Annotated in this window: 24 protein-coding genes and 1 riboswitch; of the genes, 15 read left to right on the forward strand and 9 right to left on the reverse strand. The window is 31.2% G+C overall.

Annotated features, from left to right (window positions below; genetic code table 11):
• Window positions 1-43: 43 nt before the first annotated feature.
• The 3 genes from C1I91_RS14790 to C1I91_RS14800 all read right to left on the reverse strand — a co-directional run bounded on the left by C1I91_RS14790 (window position 44) and on the right by C1I91_RS14800 (window position 4,127).
• The gene (locus tag C1I91_RS14790; protein ID WP_128213550.1) at window positions 44-607 is read right to left on the reverse strand and encodes a YqaA family protein; all 564 of its coding nucleotides are present in this window, start codon (window positions 605-607) and stop codon (window positions 44-46) included.
• 90 nt (window positions 608-697) lie between these two features.
• On the reverse strand, window positions 698-1,585 hold the full coding sequence (locus C1I91_RS14795) for a hypothetical protein (protein ID WP_128213551.1): 888 nt from the start codon (window positions 1,583-1,585) through the stop codon (window positions 698-700).
• Between the two features lie 2 nt (window positions 1,586-1,587).
• Window positions 1,588-1,709, reverse strand: a riboswitch (cyclic di-AMP (ydaO/yuaA leader).
• A gap of 630 nt (window positions 1,710-2,339) precedes the next feature.
• A complete protein-coding gene (locus C1I91_RS14800) occupies window positions 2,340-4,127 on the reverse strand; it encodes an urease accessory protein UreH domain-containing protein (RefSeq protein ID WP_128213552.1) in 1,788 nt (595 codons plus the stop codon).
• 325 nt (window positions 4,128-4,452) lie between these two features.
• Between C1I91_RS14800 and C1I91_RS14805 the strand changes: the two genes are divergently transcribed.
• Window positions 4,453-4,698, forward strand: a complete 246-nt coding sequence (locus tag C1I91_RS14805; RefSeq protein WP_128213553.1) for an SHOCT domain-containing protein — start codon at window positions 4,453-4,455, stop codon at window positions 4,696-4,698.
• Between the two features lie 166 nt (window positions 4,699-4,864).
• On the opposite strand, the gene C1I91_RS14810 is transcribed toward C1I91_RS14805, so the two are convergent.
• The gene (locus C1I91_RS14810) at window positions 4,865-6,139 is read right to left on the reverse strand and encodes an IS110 family RNA-guided transposase (RefSeq protein ID WP_128213554.1); all 1,275 of its coding nucleotides are present in this window, start codon (window positions 6,137-6,139) and stop codon (window positions 4,865-4,867) included.
• Between the two features lie 448 nt (window positions 6,140-6,587).
• Here C1I91_RS14810 and C1I91_RS14815 point away from each other — a divergent pair, with 448 nt between their 5' ends.
• Window positions 6,588-7,220 carry a hypothetical protein gene (locus C1I91_RS14815; RefSeq protein ID WP_128213555.1) on the forward strand — a complete coding sequence of 211 codons (633 nt, stop codon included), beginning with the start codon at window positions 6,588-6,590 and terminating at the stop codon, window positions 7,218-7,220.
• 113 nt (window positions 7,221-7,333) lie between these two features.
• Here the strand turns inward: C1I91_RS14815 and C1I91_RS14820 are convergent, their stop codons facing one another.
• On the reverse strand, window positions 7,334-8,116 hold the full coding sequence (locus C1I91_RS14820; protein ID WP_081316942.1) for a cytochrome c biogenesis CcdA family protein: 783 nt from the start codon (window positions 8,114-8,116) through the stop codon (window positions 7,334-7,336).
• Between the two features lie 125 nt (window positions 8,117-8,241).
• Window positions 8,242-8,430, reverse strand: coding sequence for an SHOCT domain-containing protein (locus tag C1I91_RS14825; protein WP_047002065.1), 189 nt, complete (start codon window positions 8,428-8,430; stop codon window positions 8,242-8,244).
• A 158-nt stretch (window positions 8,431-8,588) separates the two neighbouring features.
• Between C1I91_RS14825 and C1I91_RS14830 the strand changes: the two genes are divergently transcribed.
• From C1I91_RS14830 to C1I91_RS14850, 5 genes are all read left to right on the forward strand, one after another.
• A complete protein-coding gene (locus C1I91_RS14830) occupies window positions 8,589-9,491 on the forward strand; it encodes a multicopper oxidase family protein (RefSeq protein ID WP_128213557.1) in 903 nt (300 codons plus the stop codon).
• Between the two features lie 402 nt (window positions 9,492-9,893).
• Complete coding sequence (locus tag C1I91_RS14835; RefSeq protein ID WP_128213558.1) at window positions 9,894-10,166, forward strand: metal-sensitive transcriptional regulator; 273 nt, start codon at window positions 9,894-9,896, stop codon at window positions 10,164-10,166.
• A 197-nt stretch (window positions 10,167-10,363) separates the two neighbouring features.
• Window positions 10,364-10,615 carry a hypothetical protein gene (locus tag C1I91_RS14840; RefSeq protein ID WP_128213559.1) on the forward strand — a complete coding sequence of 84 codons (252 nt, stop codon included), beginning with the start codon at window positions 10,364-10,366 and terminating at the stop codon, window positions 10,613-10,615.
• 240 nt (window positions 10,616-10,855) lie between these two features.
• Window positions 10,856-11,245: a DUF302 domain-containing protein gene (locus tag C1I91_RS14845; RefSeq protein WP_128213560.1), complete on the forward strand. Its 390-nt coding sequence runs from the start codon at window positions 10,856-10,858 to the stop codon at window positions 11,243-11,245.
• 75 nt (window positions 11,246-11,320) lie between these two features.
• The gene (locus C1I91_RS14850) at window positions 11,321-11,941 is read left to right on the forward strand and encodes a class I SAM-dependent methyltransferase (protein ID WP_128213561.1); all 621 of its coding nucleotides are present in this window, start codon (window positions 11,321-11,323) and stop codon (window positions 11,939-11,941) included.
• Window positions 11,942-12,036: 95 nt separating this feature from the next.
• On the opposite strand, the gene C1I91_RS14855 is transcribed toward C1I91_RS14850, so the two are convergent.
• Both C1I91_RS14855 and C1I91_RS14860 read right to left on the reverse strand, forming a co-directional pair.
• Window positions 12,037-13,434: a Na+/H+ antiporter NhaC family protein gene (locus C1I91_RS14855; protein WP_128213562.1), complete on the reverse strand. Its 1,398-nt coding sequence runs from the start codon at window positions 13,432-13,434 to the stop codon at window positions 12,037-12,039.
• 97 nt (window positions 13,435-13,531) lie between these two features.
• Complete coding sequence (locus C1I91_RS14860) at window positions 13,532-13,879, reverse strand: four-helix bundle copper-binding protein (protein ID WP_128213563.1); 348 nt, start codon at window positions 13,877-13,879, stop codon at window positions 13,532-13,534.
• Window positions 13,880-14,109: 230 nt separating this feature from the next.
• Here C1I91_RS14860 and C1I91_RS14865 point away from each other — a divergent pair, with 230 nt between their 5' ends.
• The 8 genes from C1I91_RS14865 to C1I91_RS14895 all read left to right on the forward strand — a co-directional run bounded on the left by C1I91_RS14865 (window position 14,110) and on the right by C1I91_RS14895 (window position 21,884).
• Complete coding sequence (locus tag C1I91_RS14865; protein ID WP_128213564.1) at window positions 14,110-14,346, forward strand: hypothetical protein; 237 nt, start codon at window positions 14,110-14,112, stop codon at window positions 14,344-14,346.
• A 135-nt stretch (window positions 14,347-14,481) separates the two neighbouring features.
• Window positions 14,482-15,924, forward strand: coding sequence for a multicopper oxidase family protein (locus C1I91_RS14870; protein ID WP_128213565.1), 1,443 nt, complete (start codon window positions 14,482-14,484; stop codon window positions 15,922-15,924).
• Between the two features lie 84 nt (window positions 15,925-16,008).
• Window positions 16,009-16,161, forward strand: coding sequence for a hypothetical protein (locus C1I91_RS28225; RefSeq protein WP_155594204.1), 153 nt, complete (start codon window positions 16,009-16,011; stop codon window positions 16,159-16,161).
• Between the two features lie 295 nt (window positions 16,162-16,456).
• Entirely contained in the window at window positions 16,457-17,539 is a 1,083-nt protein-coding gene (locus C1I91_RS14875; RefSeq protein ID WP_128213566.1) for a YVTN family beta-propeller repeat protein, read from the forward strand.
• Window positions 17,540-17,701: 162 nt separating this feature from the next.
• On the forward strand, window positions 17,702-18,100 hold the full coding sequence (locus tag C1I91_RS14880; RefSeq protein ID WP_128213567.1) for a NusG domain II-containing protein: 399 nt from the start codon (window positions 17,702-17,704) through the stop codon (window positions 18,098-18,100).
• 149 nt (window positions 18,101-18,249) lie between these two features.
• A complete protein-coding gene (locus C1I91_RS14885) occupies window positions 18,250-18,633 on the forward strand; it encodes a hypothetical protein (RefSeq protein ID WP_128213568.1) in 384 nt (127 codons plus the stop codon).
• Between the two features lie 74 nt (window positions 18,634-18,707).
• Window positions 18,708-21,014 carry a spermidine synthase family protein gene (locus tag C1I91_RS14890; RefSeq protein ID WP_128213569.1) on the forward strand — a complete coding sequence of 769 codons (2,307 nt, stop codon included), beginning with the start codon at window positions 18,708-18,710 and terminating at the stop codon, window positions 21,012-21,014.
• Between the two features lie 183 nt (window positions 21,015-21,197).
• On the forward strand, window positions 21,198-21,884 hold the full coding sequence (locus C1I91_RS14895; RefSeq protein ID WP_128213570.1) for a GGDEF domain-containing protein: 687 nt from the start codon (window positions 21,198-21,200) through the stop codon (window positions 21,882-21,884).
• 22 nt (window positions 21,885-21,906) lie between these two features.
• On the opposite strand, the gene C1I91_RS14900 is transcribed toward C1I91_RS14895, so the two are convergent.
• On the reverse strand, window positions 21,907-23,139 hold the full coding sequence (locus C1I91_RS14900) for an HD-GYP domain-containing protein (protein WP_128213571.1): 1,233 nt from the start codon (window positions 23,137-23,139) through the stop codon (window positions 21,907-21,909).
• Window positions 23,140-23,222: the final 83 nt, after the last annotated feature.

A 23,222-nucleotide genomic window follows, 5' to 3' on the forward strand; every position in this document is an offset into this window, starting at 1 on the left:
GCTCTTTTTATGGTTTTATAATAATTCTATCCTCTTTAAAGCTTTAGCTTTTGGAACTTTTCTTCATTTTAAAATAATATTTAAATACAAGGAATAGTATGAATACTAACATCCCTGCAAATATAGTATAACTTTTTATATATGATAAAACCGCATCTCCAAATAAGTATATAAGAATACCTTGAGGTAAGTATCTTATAACTCTACTTAAAATTGAGGCAGTCATGAATAGTGACAAATTAATATTGAACGCACCAGCAGATATAACATAGGCTTCATAGGGTATTGGTGTAAAGGATGAAGTCAAAATAGTTAAGAATGCATTTTTAGAGTACATTTCTTTAATTTTATTAAACTTATCCTTATAAATTAACTTATTTAATAGAGGAGTGCCTAACAATTTTCCTGCATAGTATCCAGCTATGGAACCGAAGGCAGAAAATACTATTAATGTAATAGAGTATAAAAGTGCTTTAGATGTATCTAATAAAACAATAGGTATAAATATAAATTCCATAGGCATTGGTAACAAAACGGCTTCGGAAAATCCAGCAATTGCAATTCCAAGTATACCGTATTTAATGAGTATATTTGTTATAATCTGCATTTCATCAATCTCCAGTTTTATATTCTACAAATACTAAAATAATCCTAGCAATAAAAATAACTAGGATTATTATTTACTATATATCTATATTTATTTTCCTGCTGCTTTTAATACAGCAGCCTGATGCTGAGAATCTTCTTGTCCATCTTTATGACGTGTACTATTTAAAAAATGTATGTCAAAATGTCCATCCATGCCATTTCCTTTTATAACATCAAGATTTTCACCTCTGCCATATCCATCAGAACGGTTATTAACTACAGCATAAGCTGGCTGTGAATCTAAACCAGCATGGGGCATAGCACTCATAGAAGCAGCATATCTCTTACCATTTATAGTTAGGATTACAGGTCTTCTAGCCCATGAAAATCCACCCCATATGCTTTTTATTATATCAGTATCTTTCTTAGTTAAAGCTTCGGTATCGGCATGGTTAGTGCCCATAGTTCTTTTAGCCATAAAAGTTTTTCCTGTATAAACGTCTTTAATTTCAGCTACTGTTCCAACAGAGAAAACAGTTCGTCCACTTTTCCACCAATCAACAAGCTCTACATTTGAAGAATATGTACTTTGTTTCTTTTGAGCAGTGCTACTGCTTACAGTAGTTTGTTTAACAGGCTGCTTTTTTTCTGCAGGTTTTTCAGTGGTTTTAGTTTGAGGCTGAGGCTTAGTTAAGCCTGTGCCTCCTCTTGATAAAGAAGGTGTAGTTTTAACTTCTTTATTTGTAGAAACTGAGTTTACAGCTACTGTGGCAAGGGTAGATTCCTTCACATTAGTTTCTTCTTGTTTCTTTTCCTCTAATATTTTTTGTTGCTGAGTTAATAATAAATTATCCTCAATCATCTGAGTATCCTGTTTAGCTGATACGTACTCAACTGGTTTGGTTTCAGAAACAGTTTGAAGATTTCTTAACGCTAATTGGGAAGGTACAGTTAAGCTCAGCGTTAATAAATAATAGGCAATAAATCTTTTGTTCATATGTTTTTCCTCCTTTGAGCCTGCGAAGTTAGTTGACGGGTTCGGGAAGAGGATTTCCCTACATAAATATGATTCACCCCAAGTATATATCCTCCGCTGCAAAAGCATTAGGCTTTTATAGTTTAATATCATTAATGAGATACTTTGAAAATAAATCTCAACGACAATAGAATTATAAACTAGAATTATGTAGACAATATGAAGAGAGGGATTTTTATACTAGGATTTTACTGGAAATGGGTACTATGAAAATAAAAGAAGTCTGTTTGGTGGAACAGACTTCTTTAAATAAAATTGGGTTTGGGGATATATCTTTGAAAAAAAAATTTTCAATTAGTTAATGTAAGGATGGGTGATTAACTAACTGACTGTACTTATATTATAATATCGAATTGTGGAGAAATTATGAAGACAATATAAATATAGAACGAATACGTATATCTAAATAATATAAAAAGCCTGATACCTCAGGCCTTTTATATTATTTAATTGTTATCACCTCGCTTAAAATAGGCTTTTTGCTCTACAGTTAAATTAACTAAGGATGTGTGTATTGTGCATTTTGTGTATGTTTGTTTTAGTATATTTAATGACTATTATAAGATATATTTATGTAGATAATGTGAAGATGACTTAGGTAAAGTTACCCATCACAGGGATGAGTATTTTAAAAATAAAGTTGAAAAGACATGCATATCTTACAAATCAATACATGTCTTTTTAGAAATATTTATTTAAATATTTATGGGGATTTTCATCTTATATACTTGTTTCTAATTTCTTCAAGATTCACAGTTTTTATGTCATCAACAGCTTCAACTACTCCTAATAAATCTTGATTAACTAATAGTGCATATACTCCTGAACTATTTATAGTAAAGTCAATATCAACTATACCTTTCTTTCCGGTAAACTCCTTTACAATAGCTCCAGTATTTGCATCTACTATAGAAAAGTCGCTATCATAATAATCAAAAGAAGTTAAGTCCAGGGACATCTTAGTATTTATTCCCTTATTAACTACAACTATCAGAGGTTCTAATTCATAACCAGTTCCTTTTATTTTTATGATTTGATTATTTTTTGAAACTTGTGCTTTTTTTACTAATCTATCAGTAGGCACCTTACTAATATCATTGCCATAAATACTTGGCTTAGATTGCTCAGATGGTCCATCAGAAGAACTGCTGCTTGAAGAAGCCACGGAACCGAGATCATCTACAACCTTAATAGTACCACGTATCATTCCCATCCAGCAGCTAAAACTTAGATCCTTATCTCCAGGAGTAAACTCTATTATATTTTCACCACTCTTAAGCTTTTGTTGTTTCTTTAGAGAAGGAATTACTATAGCATTATTACATGAAGTTAGCTGAGTTGCATTAACTACCCATTTAACAGGGACTCCTTTTTGTACATATAAAACATTAGGGGTGTATCCTCTACCACTAGCAGTCATATTCAAAACTTGTACACCATCTTTTAAGATTGCTTTATTTGCATTTGAAGAAGAGGATGAAGTTTTATTATTCTCTGTAGTTCCTGTATTATCTGAACTAGCTAAATAGTTAGATATATAAGTTAATGGATTAATACTCATTCCCGTTAGAGCTAGGCCTCTATTTCCCATAATAAGACCAAGAACTATAATAAGTACACCGCTAAATTTAAGAATTTTTTTTGTATAACCTTTACTTAATATACCTGAAATAGCTCCAAAGGTAAGCATTAATGGTACTGTTCCTATAGCAAACATGAACATAGACAACGCACCTTTAACAGCACTGCCTGTACCTAATGCAAACAGCTGCATTGTTTGAAGCGGTCCACAAGGCATAAGTCCATTTAAAAGTCCAACTATAAAAGGAGAACCAGATTTATTTTTAACTTTGCATGCGGCATGTGGAAGTTTAATGCTAAATTTTCTAAATATACTGAATCCAGCCATATTAAAGCCCATCATTATCATAAATACTGCTGCAAATATTTGCATACCTGCTTGGGCGGTAATTGAAAGAGTAAACACTGATCCAAGGGCACCAATTATACCACCTAATATAGTGTAAGATACAACTCTTCCTATATTATATAAAATTGCGGGTTCCATGGCTTCAAACTTATTCTTGCTTTCCTTTGATAAGCTTTGTGAAAGCATTATACCCCCGCACATACCCACGCAATGAATTGATGTAAGCATACCAACTACAAACAAAACAGCATAAGAAGCGTTTTTCAATTTTGCTTCCATATCAAAACCACTAGTGTTTATACCAAGAAGTACAATAGCAGCTACTACTATAAGTATTCCCATAAACTTATAGTCATTTGAACTTTCTGTAGTGTATCCAGCAGACTTAATCGCAGTTTTAATTTTATTTATGCTGCATAATTCATCATCGTATTCAACTTCTGCAAATTGTCCACTATAGCTAGCCTTTGCATTTAGCACACCACCTACCTTTTTACAAGCTTTTTCAACCCGATTTTCACAAGATGTACAGGTCATTTCGTACACTTTAAATTTTTCTTTCCTAATGCTCATATACAACCTCCCAATATGTAACTGATAGTTAAAAAGGTTTATTTTTATAGACAATAATAAAAGTATATAAAATAGATATGTGGATTATATGAAGAGAATTGAGAAAAAGGTAAATAAATTGTTAACATATTATGGAAATAATTTGAGTTTGATTATGGATTATTAATTATACATAAATAAGTATTGTAGAAACGATTATTGATTAATTTGAAAAATAGAAAAGTGAACATAAAAATAAAATATATTTTTATAGCTTCATAATTACTCCACAATTCTAGACTACTATATAAGCACAGAGACAAACAAATGAAAGGAGATAGATAAAATGATGGGATACGGATATGGAAATATGATGGGGGGATATGGTTACAATATGATGGGAGGAGGCGTATTTGGATTTATATCCATCGTAGTGATGGTTTTGGCTGCTTTTGCTGTTTATAAAATTATCACTAATGATAGCTCAATTAAAAATGGTGATTCATTACAATTGTTAAACAAGCGATTTGCATCTGGTGAAATAGATGAGGAGCAATATAAAGCAATGAGAAATACTTTAACAATGAAATAGTTTAAGATAGATAAAAAAGACCAATATTAAAAATCTAATTTAAAATTATAGCAATTTGGTAATATGTCAAGAGCAAAGTGAAAAGAAAATAAAATGATTTTTGGAAAAAAGGGTAACCTTAATAAACATACAGTTCGCCCAGAACGTATGTTTTGGGGGTATGGAGTTAATCTACCCTATTTGAAGAGTAGAGCTGATTTTTAGCCAGCAATCCAAAAATCATGCGAATCATTTTACGAGATGTTAGTGCGAGTGCTCGTTTATGCTGATGAGTAGTTACTTCAGCAAATTTCTTTTGATAGAACTCTTGATACTCAGGAATGTGCCTTATGACACTTCCGGCAGCTTCTATCAGGTAGTATCGCAAGTAACGGTTACCTGCTTTGTTCATGGGTGTATTTTCGGCCTTGAAGCTACCAGACTGATTTTCTTTCCACACGATTCCAGCATATTTAGCAATAGCATCATTATTAGGGAATGCCTGTGCACTGCCTAATTCTGCAAGAATGCCACTGGAATAAACAGGACCAAAGCCAGGGATTGACAAGAGAATTTGGTATTCCACAGGGTTCATTCCCATAACGGCTTTCTCTATGGCTCTATTAATAGTACTCAACTCTTTCTCAAAAGCCTGAATACAGTTAAAAGAGCATGCAATTGAGGTTGTTAGAGGCTCATACAAGCATTTATCAAGGCGATATGAATTACGGGCAGCCTGTTGAAGGACCTCAGCGGTCATCTGAGGATCAGAAATCCTCTTTCGACTCTTTGTATTGACGAATTCAACAAGTTCTTCTATAGACGCATTTGCAATGTCTTCAGAAGATAAAAAATCCGTCAGGATGGAGGAAGCGGTAGCGCCGTATTTATTAGAAAAAGGATGTTCATCACCCTGTAATAAAGCGAATTCGCTGAACTTGAGAAATACATTGGATAACATATATGTCTTCTCTCTTGTTAAGCATTCAACTATATGAAGCCTGTGTCTTGTAAGCCTTTGTAGGGCGAGGTATTGAGAACCACGCCAAGGCTCAGTATGAATCCTGCCCACTCTTGCAAAGTCAGCAATAACAAAAGAGTCAATGCCGTCATTTTTATCAAGGGCATTAAAGGAATCCTTGTAATTAGCAACTTCCTTAGGATTCAAGCAGTAGACATAGGGTTTATAAGGCATAAGTTTTTCACTTGCAGATAAAAAATTGGCTATATGTACTCCGTAAAATGAAGTAGATTCAAGACCAATTATGACAGTCTTAAACGCACTATTTTCTAGTATCTTGACAAGCATGGATTCTAGTTGATCTGCACCAGGTTGTGTGTTAGGAACAGGTTTCATTTTAATTAAAAATTCCTGTTCAAAGTTAATTGCAGAGACAACATTTTGTCTCGCACCAATATCGATACCAACAAATAGAGTTGATAAGTAATCTGCTTTCTTCATGAAATCACCACCTTTCGAAAGTAATGAGGAAATTAGAAAGGAATTATCCTAATCCAAAGCACTGACTGCAACCTCGCGTAATCAGCATTCATCCAGACGAAATACCTTGCTGGTGGCTACGAATAGAGATGCAACATTTGTGTAAGCAGAATATGATGCTTTGGTCAGGCTGCAAGCTAAACAGGCAATAGCAATATGCTTTGCAGGAGGAATGAAGCAGTAACCTTCGCTAATGTCCGTTAGGACTATTTTAGCACTAGGAAATTCCTTTATAAATGGTTAGTGAAATTTGTATAGATAGGACGCAGACTAGATATCAACTACTGAATTGGGAGAATCCCCACAGAAAAACACAGACACGTTCTTATCTATACCAAAATATAAAAATAAATAAGTTTATGGCAGTCATTTAACTGACTATAAACTTATTATACGAGGAGGAAATGTTATGAAAAATTCAATATTAGTTGTGCTGAGTGCAGTAGTAATTTCTGCAGGAACAATAGGAGGAGTTGCCTTTGCAAAAGGTGTTGATGATAGCTTTAAGGCAAATCAGCAAATTGCAGCAGTAAATACTAACCCAGTAATTATAGATAATGGGAATATATCACTTAAAAATGATGGACAGGCAAGTAGTAATACCAGCACCGTTAAAGTAAATGATCAAGCTAAGGAAAAAGAAAATATTATTAATACAGTCTCAAAAACAGTGGACAGTAGTGCTGTAAAAATAAATAGTAATATCGATACTGCTAAGTATAATGAAAATAGCGCCAATAACCAATCTAAAGATGTTTATAAGAATATGACTAATATAATGAGAGATAATGGTTTTAAAGATGCAGCTAGATATATGCAAACTGGGGATTTTGATGCAATGAATGACTATATGAATACTCTATCACAGGAAGATTATGATAAGATGATTGAAATTATGAAAAATAATGGATATGGTTATATGGCTCAAATGATGGAGTCCATAGGTAGAGAAGGTATGGTTGAGATGCATAATTCAATGGGGTCCATACCTGGTAGGGGAGCAAACAGTAGAACTTACAATAATATGATGGGTGGTTTCTAAATAAAATAATACCTAATTTTAAAAACACAATGTTCTAGTGTTAAAGCTAGGATATTGTGTTTTTGTAATGGAAAAAATAAATATCTTCTATTACTTATCAATTTAAGGCATAGCTAAAACCAATATATTAAGGTGTCTATAAAACCAATTGCTAAAAGAATCAAACCACCCAAAATTCTCAAGAAGTTCTGAAGTTTTCTTACTAGCTTTACTGAGGATTTACCATCACCTTTACCTAAAAGCAATAAAAAGATTATTATAAGCATTGGTATTGTTGTACCTACAGCAAAGATTACAGGCAATAAAAATCCACCGGAGGCTTTTATGGTAATTGGCACTGCTAATCCAAAGAACAACCAAAATAGTGTTGGGCAAAATGCAAGCGAGAAAACAACACCTAGAATAAAAGAAGAATTAAATTTATTATTGTTATTAAGGTACTTTTCAATTCTATAGGATAAAGAATTACCTAAGGAACCTCTTAAATGAATAACACCTAGAATATATAGACCAATAAGAATAACCAAAGGGCCTATAAACTTCCTTGTGAATTTAAATACTGGTATTGAAGCTTGCTGTAACTGAATATTAAATACCGCTATTAAAATACCATATAACAAGAACATAACTAGTTTACCAGAAATATACCATACGGTATTGTTAATAATTTTCTTTTTATCATTTGAATCTTTTGAAAGATAACCTATAGCTCCTAAGTTAGTAGTGATTTGGCAGGGAGCTGTAGAGCCTAAAACACCAAGTAAGAATACTGATATCATAGGAATACTTGTATCCTTACTTAATTCAATTAAAGGTGTACTAATACTTTGACTTAAAATATTAAGAATTTGATAAAATCGAATTGTAAAATCGCTTATTATAATCAACTCCTTCATTAAAGAGATATTAATTATTAAATAATATTATCACTTATATGTAAAGATTATATGAAGAAAAAAAGAGTATCTACTCTTAAGTAAACACTCCATAGAAGGGGGGGATTTATTTATAAAATTAATATTTAACTATTTAATATGGATCTTCTCTTTAAATACTCATCTTCAGAGATTTCCCCATTAGCGTATTTTCTGCCTAAAATGTCTAATGCACTATCAGACCTTCTGACTTTTCTGTAGTTTAGATTATTCTCAGAAGGACTTACATAAAGAACTATAAAAATAGTTAGAATTACTAACGGTAAAAACATCATTATTATCATCTCTCCTCTCAGTGACTTTATTATATTTTAAGATTGTGAAGGAAATATGAAGAATAATTTATAAATTTATATACAATAGGATTCTGTACCAATGATTTATAATCTAACATATAATAATAAATGAAAATAATATTTAGGAGAGTTGATTAATGGTCATAACGCCTGATCTTCATAACCTTCCTTATAAGGAGATAAAAGGAGTTAAGTATTTTGAGTTAGTGGCTGAAGAAGTTGAGAGAGAACTGCTCCCAGGATTATTTATAAAAGCTTGGGGATACAATGGAAGCACACCAGGACCAACTATTCAAGTTTGTCCCGGTGATTATGTTAACTTTAGGGTTTATAATAAACTATCTGAACCAACTAGTGTTCATTGGCACGGGTTAGATGTACCTGTTGTTATGGATGGTGTGCCAGATGTACAGCCATCACCCAAAATTGAACCTGGACGCTATTTTGATTACAGATTTAAAATAGTTAATCCACCTGGAACTCATATGTATCATACCCATCATATATCACATACTCAACAGATGATGGGACTGATGGGAGGCTTAATAATATTAGACCCTTATGATTTAAAAACAGATAGAGATTATTTTATTATGCTTCAGGAATTTAAAGTTGAAGGATTGCCTATGGGAGTAGTAAAACCGGGTAAATATGAAATAGATCCCCATTCACATGACTTCAATTTCTTTACAATGAACGGCAGAGCATTTCCTTTTACCACTCCATTAGAAGTAAAATGCGGTGAAAATATAAAGATAAGACTAGGAAATGCTATGGAAAATGGTCATCCTATTCATATTCATGGTCATCAATTTATGGTATCCGCAGCTGACGGAAATACTATAGAGCCACGCAATAGGATGAGAAAAAATACAATACACGTAGCATCTGGCGAGACTTGGGATGTTGAATTTTTTACTAATAATCCGGGAATATGGCCATTCCACTGCCATATACCTCATCATATGACTAATAATATGACAAAACCTACTGGTGGTATGTTTACTACTATTGTATATAAAGATGTTCCAATGAAATGATTGTTAAATACAATTCAATAAATCTTGGGGGAGTTTATAATGGACCAAGATTAGAAAGCAAACTCCTATAAAACATAAAGAAATACACTGAAATTATTCTGCATATGGTATTTTAAAAATAAGTCTAACATTTATTTGTTGGGCTTATTTTTTTAAACTACAATATAATACCATATATACTTCCATAATTCCTTCATAATTTAAAGATAAGATATTAGGCGAAAAGATAAACTTTTTGAATTATACATTCTACTATCAATAGTTTTAAACAAACTTAAAATTATATAATAAAACCTTTATAAATGAAGGATAATACATCCATATAGCAGGGTTACTAATTACTACCGTATACAACATTATAATTAAAGAAAATTACTATAAATTATAGTTGGAGGAACTTATATGAAGGAATTAACGACTAATGAAACTAAGGTAATAATAAATAGATTGTCAAGAATTTCAGGTCAGGTTGAAGCAATTAAACGTATGACAGAGAATCATAGAGATTGTAATGATATACTTACCCAAATATCAGCTGCGAAATCTGCACTTGATAGTACGGCTAAAATAATTTTGCAAAATCATATTAATTCTTGTATAGAAGATATCATAAAAAGAAATGATGAAACTGCAATAGACGATTTAAACAGCACTTTAACCAAACTTTTCAAGTAAAGGATAAAAATAATTAAATGTTAAAAATAAGAATTAAGCCACAGCAACATACACTAATTAAAAATAACGTGTTGCTGTGGTTTTTCTATTAACTTGACTATATTTAGAAAATTATCGTCTTACATAATTCCTCCACAATTTATTTGTAGCATATATCCATAGCAATTAAATCAAGCAAAACAAAAAGAGGTGTAATTATGAAATCAAGAAAGTTTTTATGGTCTGGGGTGTTAATCCTTTCAGTATTGCTATTTGCAACTTATCTAGTGCCTAATATTTATTTAGGTGGAAACAAAGTGTTAAGAGAAACTAATATCAATAGCATTTACAGAAGTGATAACTATAATTATAGCAATAGATGGGGGAGTGGTTATGGGATGATGGGCTCCTACAGAGACAGAGGAATGATGGGGGGATATGGTGGAATGATGGGAAGAAACTTTAGGTAAAAATCAAATTAATAATTGTTCTAAAGGTGATGCTTATATTAACATGTTAGATAATTTTATATATTAAAATCTAAAGGAGATAAGTCTATTATGTCAATTATAAAAGAAAAATAGAAGATCCAAGGAAAATTTATATTTATCTCTAACTGAAGCAAATGAATAGTTCAGAACGAAAAGTAGAGAATAAAGACTATGGGAATGATTGCACAGAGAATATTAATATCTACAGGAGATGATTTTATGGAGAATATTAAATATGAAATATCAACAAATAAATCCTTTGATGAAGCTGTTAACAGTATAGTAAAGAGCCTTGAAGAGCAAAAATTTGGTGTGCTTTGGAAGTTGAATTTTAAAGATAAGTTAAAAGAAAAAGGTATAGATTTTGATAGCAATTTTATGATATTAGAAGTTTGTAATCCTCATAAAGCAAAAGAGGTACTTACACAACATATTGATGTAGGCTATTTTCTACCCTGCAAATTAGTGGTTTATGAGGAAAACAGTGAAGTAAAAATTGGCATGATGAGTCCAGATAAACTTATTGGATTGCTTAACTATAAGGATTTAGAAGATACAGCAAAGGAAGTTCAAAATATATTAGTTACTGCAATAAACAATGCAAAATAAGAAATATGGTAAGAATGCTAAAAGGATAGAAAAACTCTATCCTTTTTTATAATAAAAACAAATGGAGAGATATAAATGGATATTAATTCAGAAAAAATACGTAAAAGATACAATAGAGCATCAAGATTTTATGATATATTGGAAAGCCCTATGGAAATGATGTCATTAAAAGAGTGGAGAATCAATTTAATGAAGGAGCTTAAGGGAAAGGTATTAGAGGTAGGAGTTGGTACAGGTAAGAATATAGAATATTATCCAGATAATATTGATATAACAGCCATAGACTTTAGTGAAAAAATGCTTGAAAAAGCTAGAGAAAAGTCAGAAAAATATAATAAGCAAGTTACACTCCTACAAATGGATGCACAAGATATGAATTTTCAGGATAATACCTTTGATATGGTATTTACAACTTGTGTTTATTGCTCAGTTCCTGATCCTATGAAGGGGTTGAAGGAAATGAGAAGAGTTTGTAAGCCAAATGGCAAAATAATAATGATTGAACATGTCAGAAGTGAAAATAAGATACTAGGTCTTATTATGGATATTTTAAATCCTATTGTAGTAAACACTTATGGCGCAAATATAAATAGAAAAACAGTTCAAAATGTGTATAATGCAGGATTTGGTAGTATAAAGGTAAAAGACCTATATAGCGATATTGTTAAAAATATAGTAATTACAAACGATAAGTAAGGTATAGTAGTTTATATTTTGCTTTAGAAATTACACAGGGATTAGCCTTATAGGAAATACATCCCTGTGTAATAAGTTATTTATATCCATAGCTATTATGTAAGAAAGCCTACAGCAACATAAGCAATTGTGGTGATTATTGCACCTGCAATGACAAATGGAAATGATGTAGTCAGATGCTTCCCAAAAGATGTATCCGCCATTTGAGCAGAAAGAGGAGATATTATATCTGTTACTGCACCACCTGCCCAAACTGTACCTATCATTATGGAAATTGAAACTCCTGAGTTAATTGAAAAATTAACAGCAAGAGGCATCATAAGTGCCCAAGTTGCCCATGATGAACCAATGGTATAGGAAATAATCCCGCTTATTAAAAATAAAATTGCTGGTATAAGAAATTTTGGTATACTTTTAATTAAGCTTTCACTAATTAAATTATTAAATCCCATATCTTGAGTAACTGAGGTTAGTGCCCAGCTGAGAATAAGAATAATAACAAGTGAAAGTACCTTTTCTCCGCCTTTAACTATATGAACTTCAATTTCAGCCAAACTTATTTTTTGCATCATAAAATAAGCAGTAGTTATAAAAAGGGTAAATATTACACCTGAGAATATGGAAACGCTGAATTGAGCAGCACTTAATGCTCCCCAAAAGCCAGTAGCTTTGCTTTTTCCTGTCCACCAGAAAAAGAAAATAGTGCTTATAAGCAATATTATAACGGGAACTATTAAATTCTTACTGTTTTTAGGATATTCTTCAACTGATTTTCCTAGTAGCTCTTCCTTTTCAATGTGTCCTTTTGTAAATTCTTCTTTTTCTTCTGTAGCTTTTCCTATTTTAAATTTACCAAAGCCTAATCCAAATAAAGTAACTCCAACAGCTATAACAATCATAATCCAAGAGAATAAATTCCAAAAGACACTTTTAACAACAAGGGTATATGCATTTTCAGTTATTCCTGTATCCTTAATATTATTTGTAACTAGTGTTACCATATAGCCTAAATAAGCTGTGGCTATTGGAATTAGCAAAATAAGTTGAAGGCTTGTTACAGATAAAATAAAGGCAAACTTTTCTTTTGATCCCTTAACTTTGTTTACAAGTGGAGTCAGTACAGTTCCAACTGCAATAGTATGAAACGAGCTGTCAAAGAAGGTTATAATACTTAATAACCAAGCCCATCCTAGAACACCTTTCTCACTTTTAGCCCACTTGCTTACTTTCTCACTAAAGCCTGAAATCCCTCCGCCCATTTCAATTAATTCTGCCAGAGAACCAAATGCAATCAAAAATGATAAAGTATAGGCACTTTCCTTATCTGCAACAGCATCCATCATATATTCCCCAACTGCTGTAATGCCGCCTATTAGACCCTTACTAATTAGAGTACCTGCCAAAACTCCTGCAAATAAAGAAACTATAAGTTTTTTTGTCTTAAATGTTAAAATTATTGTTACTACAGCAGGAATTAATGATAACCAAATCAAGATATCAACCTCCTTTAAGAATATTTTTTATCAATGCTCCTAAAATATATGTAAAAACCAGCTATCAAAGCTAATTGATAGCTGGTTTTGGTAGCAATTACATATTAGCCATTTTTCTGCACTCGTCAGCACACATTCTGCATATGTCAGCACATTTTTGGCAGTGTTCGTCTTTGAACATGCTGCAGTCTTTTGCACATGCATCACAAATATCAGCACACATCTTGCAATGCTGTTTTGCAAAGTGAGAATTCATAGACATTAATCCTGCAGACATTTCACACATCTTTGCACATTCAATAAGCATTTTCACACAATGATTTCTTGCAGTTAAGTCAGGTTCGTTAAGACAAGCTTCAAAGCATTCATAACATGCTTGTGCGCATTTATTACAAGCATCTATACATGATTGCATATTATTTGTTACCATCGTTGCTACTCCCATCTAAATCACTCCTCGGAAAAATATTCACGATTTTTATTATGTACTTTAAATTTTGTATTATACCAATTTAGAATAAGTAATTAAACCTCATTAAATTATTTATAAGAGTTTTTTATTTTAAATTATGTTTATATTGAAATAATTCATTTAATATTAAATCTACATAATGTCTTCATAGTTATAAGATATATTAAAAGTACAATATTATTTAATAACTAGGAGGAGTACTTATGCAAGTAACAAGAAGCAATACCTTATCAAACCTGCAGACAGCCTATGGAACAAAACAAGCTGGGGAAAACATATCTAAAAGTCATTCAAATCATAACATGACTAAAATGAGTAATCAAAATAAAATGGACCCAAACTGCAATATGAAGGGTATGCACAATCAGACAGGCTCTATAGATTCAAAGAATATAGCAAAGGATAGTAATTTAGGTTCAAAAATCGATATTAAAGCATAGTTAATTTAGAGATATGATTTTTATAAATTGTATCTCTTTTTTATTACCATTAACAATAGTATTCTTCATATTTCCTTCATAATGATAAAGTATAATTATTATTAATTAGTATTAATAATTTATGGAGGAATAAAAATGAGTAAGAATAAACATATGTTATTAGGTATTGGACTTACAGTCGGATTAACTGCAGTTGGATATATTACACTTTTAGAACCAATGATTAGTTATTTTAAAATAAACAAGAGTGCAGTTAATATAGATATTCAAACAAGTAAAACAAAAAGTACACTTCCTATACCACCACTATTAGAGGATAAAAATCCAGATCCTAATATTGCGGATTTTACTTTAGAACCTCAAGAAGGAGAAACTTCATTTTTACCAAATACCAAGACACGAACTATGGGTTACAACGGAAGCTTCTTAGGCCCTGTCATCAGAGTAAGTAAAGGTGAGCAAGTAAATGTGCACGTAAATAACAAGCTAAAAGAAGCAACTACAGTTCACTGGCATGGACTAGAGGTAGAAGGAGAAAAGGATGGGGGCCCTCATCAAGGAATTGAACCAGGAACAACTTGGGAGCCTAGTTTTACAGTAAATCAACAGGCTGCAACATTGTGGTATCATCCGCACTTTGGAGGAAATACAGCTACCCAAGTTTATAAAGGTTTAGCAGGACTATTCTATGTGGATGATGAAGTATCAAAAAGCTTAAATATTCCTAAGGAATATGGAGTAAATGATATACCTTTAGTAATTCAAGATAGAAGCTTTGGTAGGGACGGCAGTTTTATTTACAATACGAATATGATGGATGGAGCAACAGGGGATACTATCATAGTTAATGGAGCTATTAAACCTAATTTAGAGGTTAATAGAGTTAAGATGAGATTTAGAATAGTTAATGGTGCTAATGCAAGTAACTTTAATTTAAAGTTAGATAATAGAGATGTATTCTATCAAATAGCATCTGACGGTGGATTTTTAGAAAAACCGGTTAGCCAGAGGAATATTATGTTATCACCTGGAGAAAGAGCAGAAATAATAGTGGATTTTTCAAAGTATGAAAAGGGAACGCAGCTATCACTTATGAGTGATAAGGAAGCCATTATGACCTTTAATGTTATAGGCGATGGGAAAGATACAACTGAAGTACCTAGTACTTTAATGAATATAGAAAGAATGTCAGAAGCACAAGCTACTAAGATAAGAAGCTTTGAGCTTCAAGGTATGGGTCATATGGTATCAATAAACGATAAAAAGTTTGATATGAATAGAATTGATGAAACAGTAAAACTTGGAGATACAGAGATTTGGGAAATTACAAATCCAGGATCTATGATGCATGAAATGGGGCACCCATTCCATATTCATGGCACACAGGTTCAAATTTTATCAAGAAACGGTAATGCCCCTTCTCCAGAAGAAAGCAGATGGAAAGACACTGTATATATTGAACCTAACGAAAAAGTAAGACTTATAGTTAAGTTTAATAGAAAGGGTACTTATATGTACCACTGTCACATTCTTGAACATGAAGAAGCAGGTATGATGGGACAAATTAAAGTAGAATAATAAATAATATTTTATATCTTCATAATGTCCCCACAATTTAAGTGTAAGCTTCTAATATAGAAATTACGAGGAGAGGATAAGGATATGAGAATATTAAAAATGTTGTTCAGTAAAAAATTTAAAGAAGAATATTCAAGAAAAATTGCAAATGATTATAATGAGATAAATAATAGAATTGAAGAAATATATACAGAAGCTATTACTGAATATAATAAATTAAAAGAACAAGCTGCTTAAACTTAGTAGAATATATGAATTGATATTAACTAGAGATATGGTTTTAAAGATCATATCTCTTTTTGTATTAATTTTTTAGTGTGATAAAAGTTACAGAAACAATAAAGTTTATGCTTTATAATAACTTATAAGATAAAGAATAAGCCTATCAAAATAAAATATTGATATCTAAAAATAATATTAATATCTTTTTAATATCATATATTAAAAAATAAAGTTTCTTCACATCATCTTCATAACTATATAATACAATAATCATTGTCAGATGAAGATGAACATCAAAAGGAGGAAACATATGTTTAAATCAAAATATTTCAAGCTTATAGGAAGTTCTGTGGTACTAACTTTGACTCTTGCAGCCTGCAGCAATTCTGTAAAAAATACTCAAACGCCTGCGGCAGCACCTGAGCAAAATAAAGCTGAGACTAAGGTAGAACAAAAATCTCCATCTTATATATACACAGCCAATGAAAGTGGAAGCATATCTAAAATAGATGCTGCTACAAATAAAGTAGTTGAGACCTTTAAGGATGAAGGCTCTCCACATAACGTTCAAGTATCACCAGATGGCAAGGTGTTTGCTTATACATCAGCAGTTAAAATGGAAAAAGGGCAAACAGACCATGGTTCCATGAGTATGAATGGATCAGCAATATTTTATGATGTAGAAACAGGAAAGCAAATTAAAAAAGTTGAAGTAGGCAAGCATCCAGCTCATATAGTATTTACTGAAGACGGAAATTATGCTGTGGTAACAAATAATGAAGATAATAATGTATCTATAATAGATGCAAAAACTTATAAATTAATAAATAACGTAAAAGTTGGAAAAGGTCCTCATGGTTTTAGAATTTCTGCTGATAGTATGTTTGCTTATGTAGCAAATATGGGAGAAGATACAGTAAGTGTTGTTGATATTGCAAATAGCAAAGAAATTAAGAAAATAAAGGTTGGAAAAACACCTGTAACCACAGCGATAACTAAAGATGGTAAGACTTTAGTTGCAACAGTAAATGCTGAAAATTACTTAGCTATAGTAGACCTAGCTACGGATAAAATTGAAAAGGTAGCGGTAGGGGTAGGACCAGCTCAAGTATATCTATCTAATGATAACAAATATGCCTTTGTTGCAAACCAAGGAACAGAGAAAAATCCTTCTAACACTGTTTCAAAAGTTGACTTAACTACAAAGCAGGTTGTAGCTACAATAGAAACAGGCAAGGGAGCTCATGGAGTAGTAGTAAGTCCAGATAACAAGTTTGTATATGTAACTAATATGTATGAAGCAACAGTTAGTGTAATAGACAATGAAACAAATAAAGTAATTGCAACAATACCAGTAGATGAAGAGCCAAATGGTATAAGCTTCAAAAAGTAATATATAACTAACAATATTAATGACTATATTTCTAAGGTTAATTTTAATCTAGAAATATAGTCATTATTTTTTTCTTGCTTTAACATCATATTTTCTTCATATTTTATTGATATAGTAAAGTGTGGTTACTCATATTAATAAAAGAACTAGTGGAGGATTTTAATGAAAATATTAAAGCTAAAAATATTAGATAAAATAGTTATTATAGTACTTCTAATATTAAGTATCTTACCTACAGGAATTGTGATGCTCGCGAAGTCAAATAAGGGAAATAGTAATATAGTTATTAAGGTAGACAATAAAGTTGCGAAGAATATTCCATTAAACACAACAAGTAAAAGTAAAACTTATGAATTTGAGTTTAATGGAAATATAGGTTATCTTGAAGTTAAAGATGGAAAGGTAAGAATGCTTGAAATGGATAAGGAAATATGTCCAAATGCTATTTGCTCAGATACAGGTTGGATAGATAAAGGCTACCAGAGCATAGTATGCCTTCCTAATAATATTATTGTCACAATTGAGGGAAGTAAAGATGATGTTATAGATGCACAAACATAGTAAGAGCCTACCTGTAATTTTATCAGGTAGGTTTTTATCATCTTTTTTTATTTAAATATATCTTTCATAATTCCTCCACAATTTAAAGTTATTATATATACATAGAAACGAACTAAATAAAAATCAAATAAAAAAGGGAGAGATTCTAAATGAAGAAAAAAGTTTTAGTAATGATGACAACAGCTATATTAACTATAGGAGCAGTAACTGCCGTATATGCAAAGGAAAATAATACTCAAAACAACTTTGGTTTTGGCAGAGGGATGATGTATCAAAACAATATAAACTCAAATGGAACTTATAACCAAATGATTGACTTAATGAAAAACAATGGATTCGAAGATGCTGCTAAAGCTATGGAAAATAGGGATTTTGATTCTATGAACAACTTTATGAATAATATTACAGATGAGCAATATAATCAAATGACAGATATTATGAAAAATAATGGTTACGAAGGCATGGCTAAAATGATGGGTTCAGTAAGCAGACAAGAAATGGTTGATATACACAATTCCATGATGGGAAGATAACTTCCTGCAAAGAAGAACTAGCATAGCAGTCTAGTTCTTCTTTGCTATAAAGAATAATAGAGGAGGAAAAAACTATGCCACAAAATAATAGTTTATATGGCAAGAATAAAAATACAATATATATTTATCTTTCTATGTTTTTTACTGCAATGTCTCTTTTTATATATGAGACGCTGCTAACTAGATTATTCTCAGCAATATTAAGTTACAGCTTAGTTTTTATAGTAGTATCCTTTGCAATTCTTGGAGGTGGTATTGGAGCCATAATAAGCTATAAATTATCTAAGAAACAGAAAAGCATGGAAAAAATACTGGCATGGACTTCTGTACTTTTACCTGTAAGCTTTATTTTATCTATAGCCTTAATGTACTTCCTGCCCTTTACCCCTACCTTTTTGTTATACATCCCTGCTGCTCTTTTTCCGTTTATTTTGGGAGGTATAATAACCTCAATTATATTTAAAGAAAGAACAGACAGCAGCAATAAACTTTATTTAATGGATTTACTAGGCGCTGGACTCGGAAGTCTTCTTATCATTAAACTCATGAACTCTTTTGGATTCTTAGGAAGTGTTATTATAGTTACTGCATTTGGAATTGTTTCAGCCATAGGGATTAGTCTGTATTATAGAATAATAAAGACTACTATTATATCCTCAATTGGTTTCATAGTAATGAGTATACTGCTTATAAGGGGAAATTTAATAGATATTGTAGGAAAGAATTTTAGCTCTTATTATACAAGCCCTGTTACAGTAATAGGAAGTTATAAAAACTCAAAGAATCCTGCTGAAATTGTATTTTCAAAATGGGATGCTATATCGAAGACAGATGTAATTGATATTAAAAGTGATAATGAAAAGCTTATAGTTACCGATGGCGGTGCAGCTGCTCCAATTGTAAAGTTTAATGGGAACTTAGATTCAGTTAAAGAATTAAAATCAGAAGTTAATTATATTCCTTTCTCCTTTGGGAAGAATGAAAAATCACTTGTTATTGGTTCAGGCGGAGGAAAAGACGTTCTTTTTGCACTGCTTGGAGGAAATATAAAAATTGATGCAGTGGAAATAAATCCTTCTACTATAGCAGCTGTAAATGAGTTTAAAGAATTCAGCGGTAACATATATAACTATCCAGGAGTTAATTTGTATAACCAGGATGGAAGATATTTTATAGAAAACAGCAAGGATAAGTACGATAATATATATCTATCTATGGTAATGACAAATTCCGTGGAAAACACTATGTATTCTTTAGCTGAATATTATATATTTACAGAAGAAGCATTAAATCAGTATTTAAACCACTTATCAGAAGATGGCAAGCTAACCTTTATGGTTCATGACTCAAAGGATCTTATAAAGGTAGTGAATACAGGTATTAAAGTATTATTAGACAAAGGAATAAAACAAAAGGATGTTACAAACTATTTTACTATAATAAATGGAGTTACAAAAACAGAAAGTGAAGTTCATGGAAGTGGAATAGCTATGCCATTAGTTATATTTAGAAATAAGCCTTTTACTCAAGAGGATATTAATTCAATAGTGAATACTGCAAGTATACAAAATAGAGACATGATTCACTTTCCTGGAAATGAAATAGAGCCATATAAATCTTTAAAAACTGAAAAAATGACTTATGAGCAGCTTATAGACAACATAAGCTTTAATTCCAAGCCAATTGCTGATAATAGTCCATTTTTCTATAATAATTCTAAATTTATTCCTGTGGAAATGATTTTCATATTAGCTTTAATCTTAACTATAGTATTAGTAGTTAAGAAGAAATTTTTAACTACGGTTGAATATAAAAAGACATCATTGTATTTTGCATCTTTAGGAGTGGCTTATATGCTGGTTGAAATTCCTCTTATACAGAAGATGGTGTTATACTTTGGAAGTTCTTCTATAGCCTTTAGTTTTATAGTATTCAGCTTGCTTATTTCAAGTGGCATAGGAAGCCTTATTAGTGGAAATAGAATAGTTGAAAAATATGTTTCAAAATCACCTTATTATATTCTAGCTGCCGGAATTATGATTTTAGTAAATCAGATGGGGTTAAGCTCTATTTTAAATCTTACAAAAGATTGGCAAACAACGTATAAATTTATAGTTGTATTTTTGGATTTATTACCTATGGGACTTCTTATGGGAATGGCTTTTCCTTCAGGACTTAAAAAACTTGGCAGCCTCAAAGGGGAAGAGGGTATAGTTCCTCTTATGATTGGGATAAACGGTATTTTCTCTGTGTTAGGTTCAACTTTAGCTGTTATTATATCCATGAAGCTTGGGTTTAGCATAACTATATATATTGGTGCAGCTATTTATATTACATTATTTATATTTAATCCATTGGCTATTCTTTCTAAGAGTAAGTGAAAATAAAAGCTAATTTAACTTAGGAGGCTTTAGTGATTTAAGCCTCCTAAGCATTATACAAAAGCTTTTCTATTACAACATACTTACACTTTGTTTCATAATTTCTACATATAGAATTGATATAATCTAATTAGGTACATAAGCGTGATTTAATGCTAAAAGTAATTTGGAGGGTACTGATTTATGAAGTATCGTATAGAGGTTATTTTATTTATCTCAATGATATCAACAGGTTTTATATATGGAGTAGCTTATCATTTTATGATTATGCCTTTATTTGGTGGAATAGCACTTCACTGCATTTCCACGGGGATACTATTCCAAGCTGTAAATTATCTTATAGTGCTGTTTTTCTACAAAAAATATGCTGCCTTGAAACAAACAAATAAATTATTGCATACAAACTTGGAAACCGATAAGCTGACCGAACTTTATAATAGAAGAGCATTTGACAATCACATTAAGTCATTAGAAGAACATAAAAAGTTTTCAATAATATTTATAGATATAGATAATTTTAGAGATTTTAATAATAAATATGGACATCAAACAGGGGATATTGTACTCAAAGATGTAAGCACAGTAATTAAGTCTACAGTTGATAGTGAAGGTGATGTTTATAGATATGGAGGTGAAGAGATAGTAGTATTACTAAAGGATTGCTCCAAAGATAAGGCAGAGAAAATAGCTGAGAATATCAGAATAGGAATGAATAAATTACATACTAACTCATTTTTAAGAATAACACTATCATTAGGAGTAGCATGTCATCCAGAAGACGGATGTGATGTTTATGAAACGATAAAAGCATCTGATAGTGCATTGCTGCAGGCTAAGTCTAAAGGAAAAAATTGTGTTGTAGCTTGTTAAAAACAAAGAAGAACTAGCATATTTATTCTAGTTCTTCTTTGTTTTGGTTGTCTATTTTTAAAAAAGCGTCCACAACTAATCCATCAAATTGTATGTTTTTAAACTTTATTAACTCAGAAATAGCTATATCTTGAGAAAGCCCTTTTCTATAAGGCCTATCGGAAACCATAGCATCGTAAGAATCCGCAACTGCTATTATTCTAGCTTCTAAAGGTGTTTCATAACCTTTTATTCCTAATGGGTATCCACAACCATCAAATCTTTCATGATGATGAAGTATAAAGGGGACAGCATTTTTAAGAAAGTCTATATCTTTTAAAATGTTCACACCTATAGAAGGATGCTCTTTAATCTTTTCATATTCATACTCATTAAGCCTGCCTGTCTTATGTAATATATCATCAGATATTCCTATCTTGCCAATATCATGTAACAAAGCTGCTATTTCCAACGTATCTAATTTATCCTTATTTAAGCCTAGCTCCTTACCAATATCTAATGAAAGACGTGCTACACGTTCAGAATGACCAGCAGTGTAGGGATCTCTTGCATCAATAGAGTTAGATAGAGCAATTATAGTATGTTTATAAGATTCATTAAGTTTTGAATATGCTAATTCAGTCTCCAATTTACTTACTACTAAATCCTGATTTTGCTTTATTAAGGTTTTTGAGCTATTATTTATAACTCTTATTAAAAGAAAATACAGTAATATTAATCCTAAAAATATGCTTAAAGAAATAATGATTGTTAATTCTTTAATATGAAATTTTATATCACTGTAGGATTTTACTACTTCATATGTAGCCACAGTTTTATTATTGTAATTGATGGGCAAATAAAATTTAATAACTTTACCACTATCATTAGTTATTATGTAGGTTATGTTATTTTTTAAGGCTTTTTCTAAACTATTATTATCAATATTAGTCTTTTTATCATTAGAAGAATAAATAAGCCTTTTTTCTCTATTCCATATCCGAACATAAGAAATAGTACCGTCACCTATAAGAGGCTGTAACTTATTATCTAAAAAGTTACTTTTTTGCTCTGATATATAGGTTTGAAAATCTTCAACATTTAGTTCAGGTTCAACTATATAATGTAAAGTTAAATGAATCATTTTTTGTTCAGAAGATATCTTGTCCTTTTTTACATGAAAACTTATAAATGCTATTAACATGATGGCAGTAATAAAACATGCTATAAAGCTGTAAGCTATAAAGTTTTTGGTTAAATAATGTACTTTCTTCATAGTCTATATTTTACCTCGTATCTAAATTCAGCATCTCACTACTAATAATAGGAAATTATTATGTAGATAGTATGAAGAAAACT

The sequence above is a fragment of the Clostridium manihotivorum genome (assembly GCF_004015185.1).
Taxonomy (GTDB): domain Bacteria; phylum Bacillota; class Clostridia; order Clostridiales; family Clostridiaceae; genus Clostridium_AR; species Clostridium_AR manihotivorum.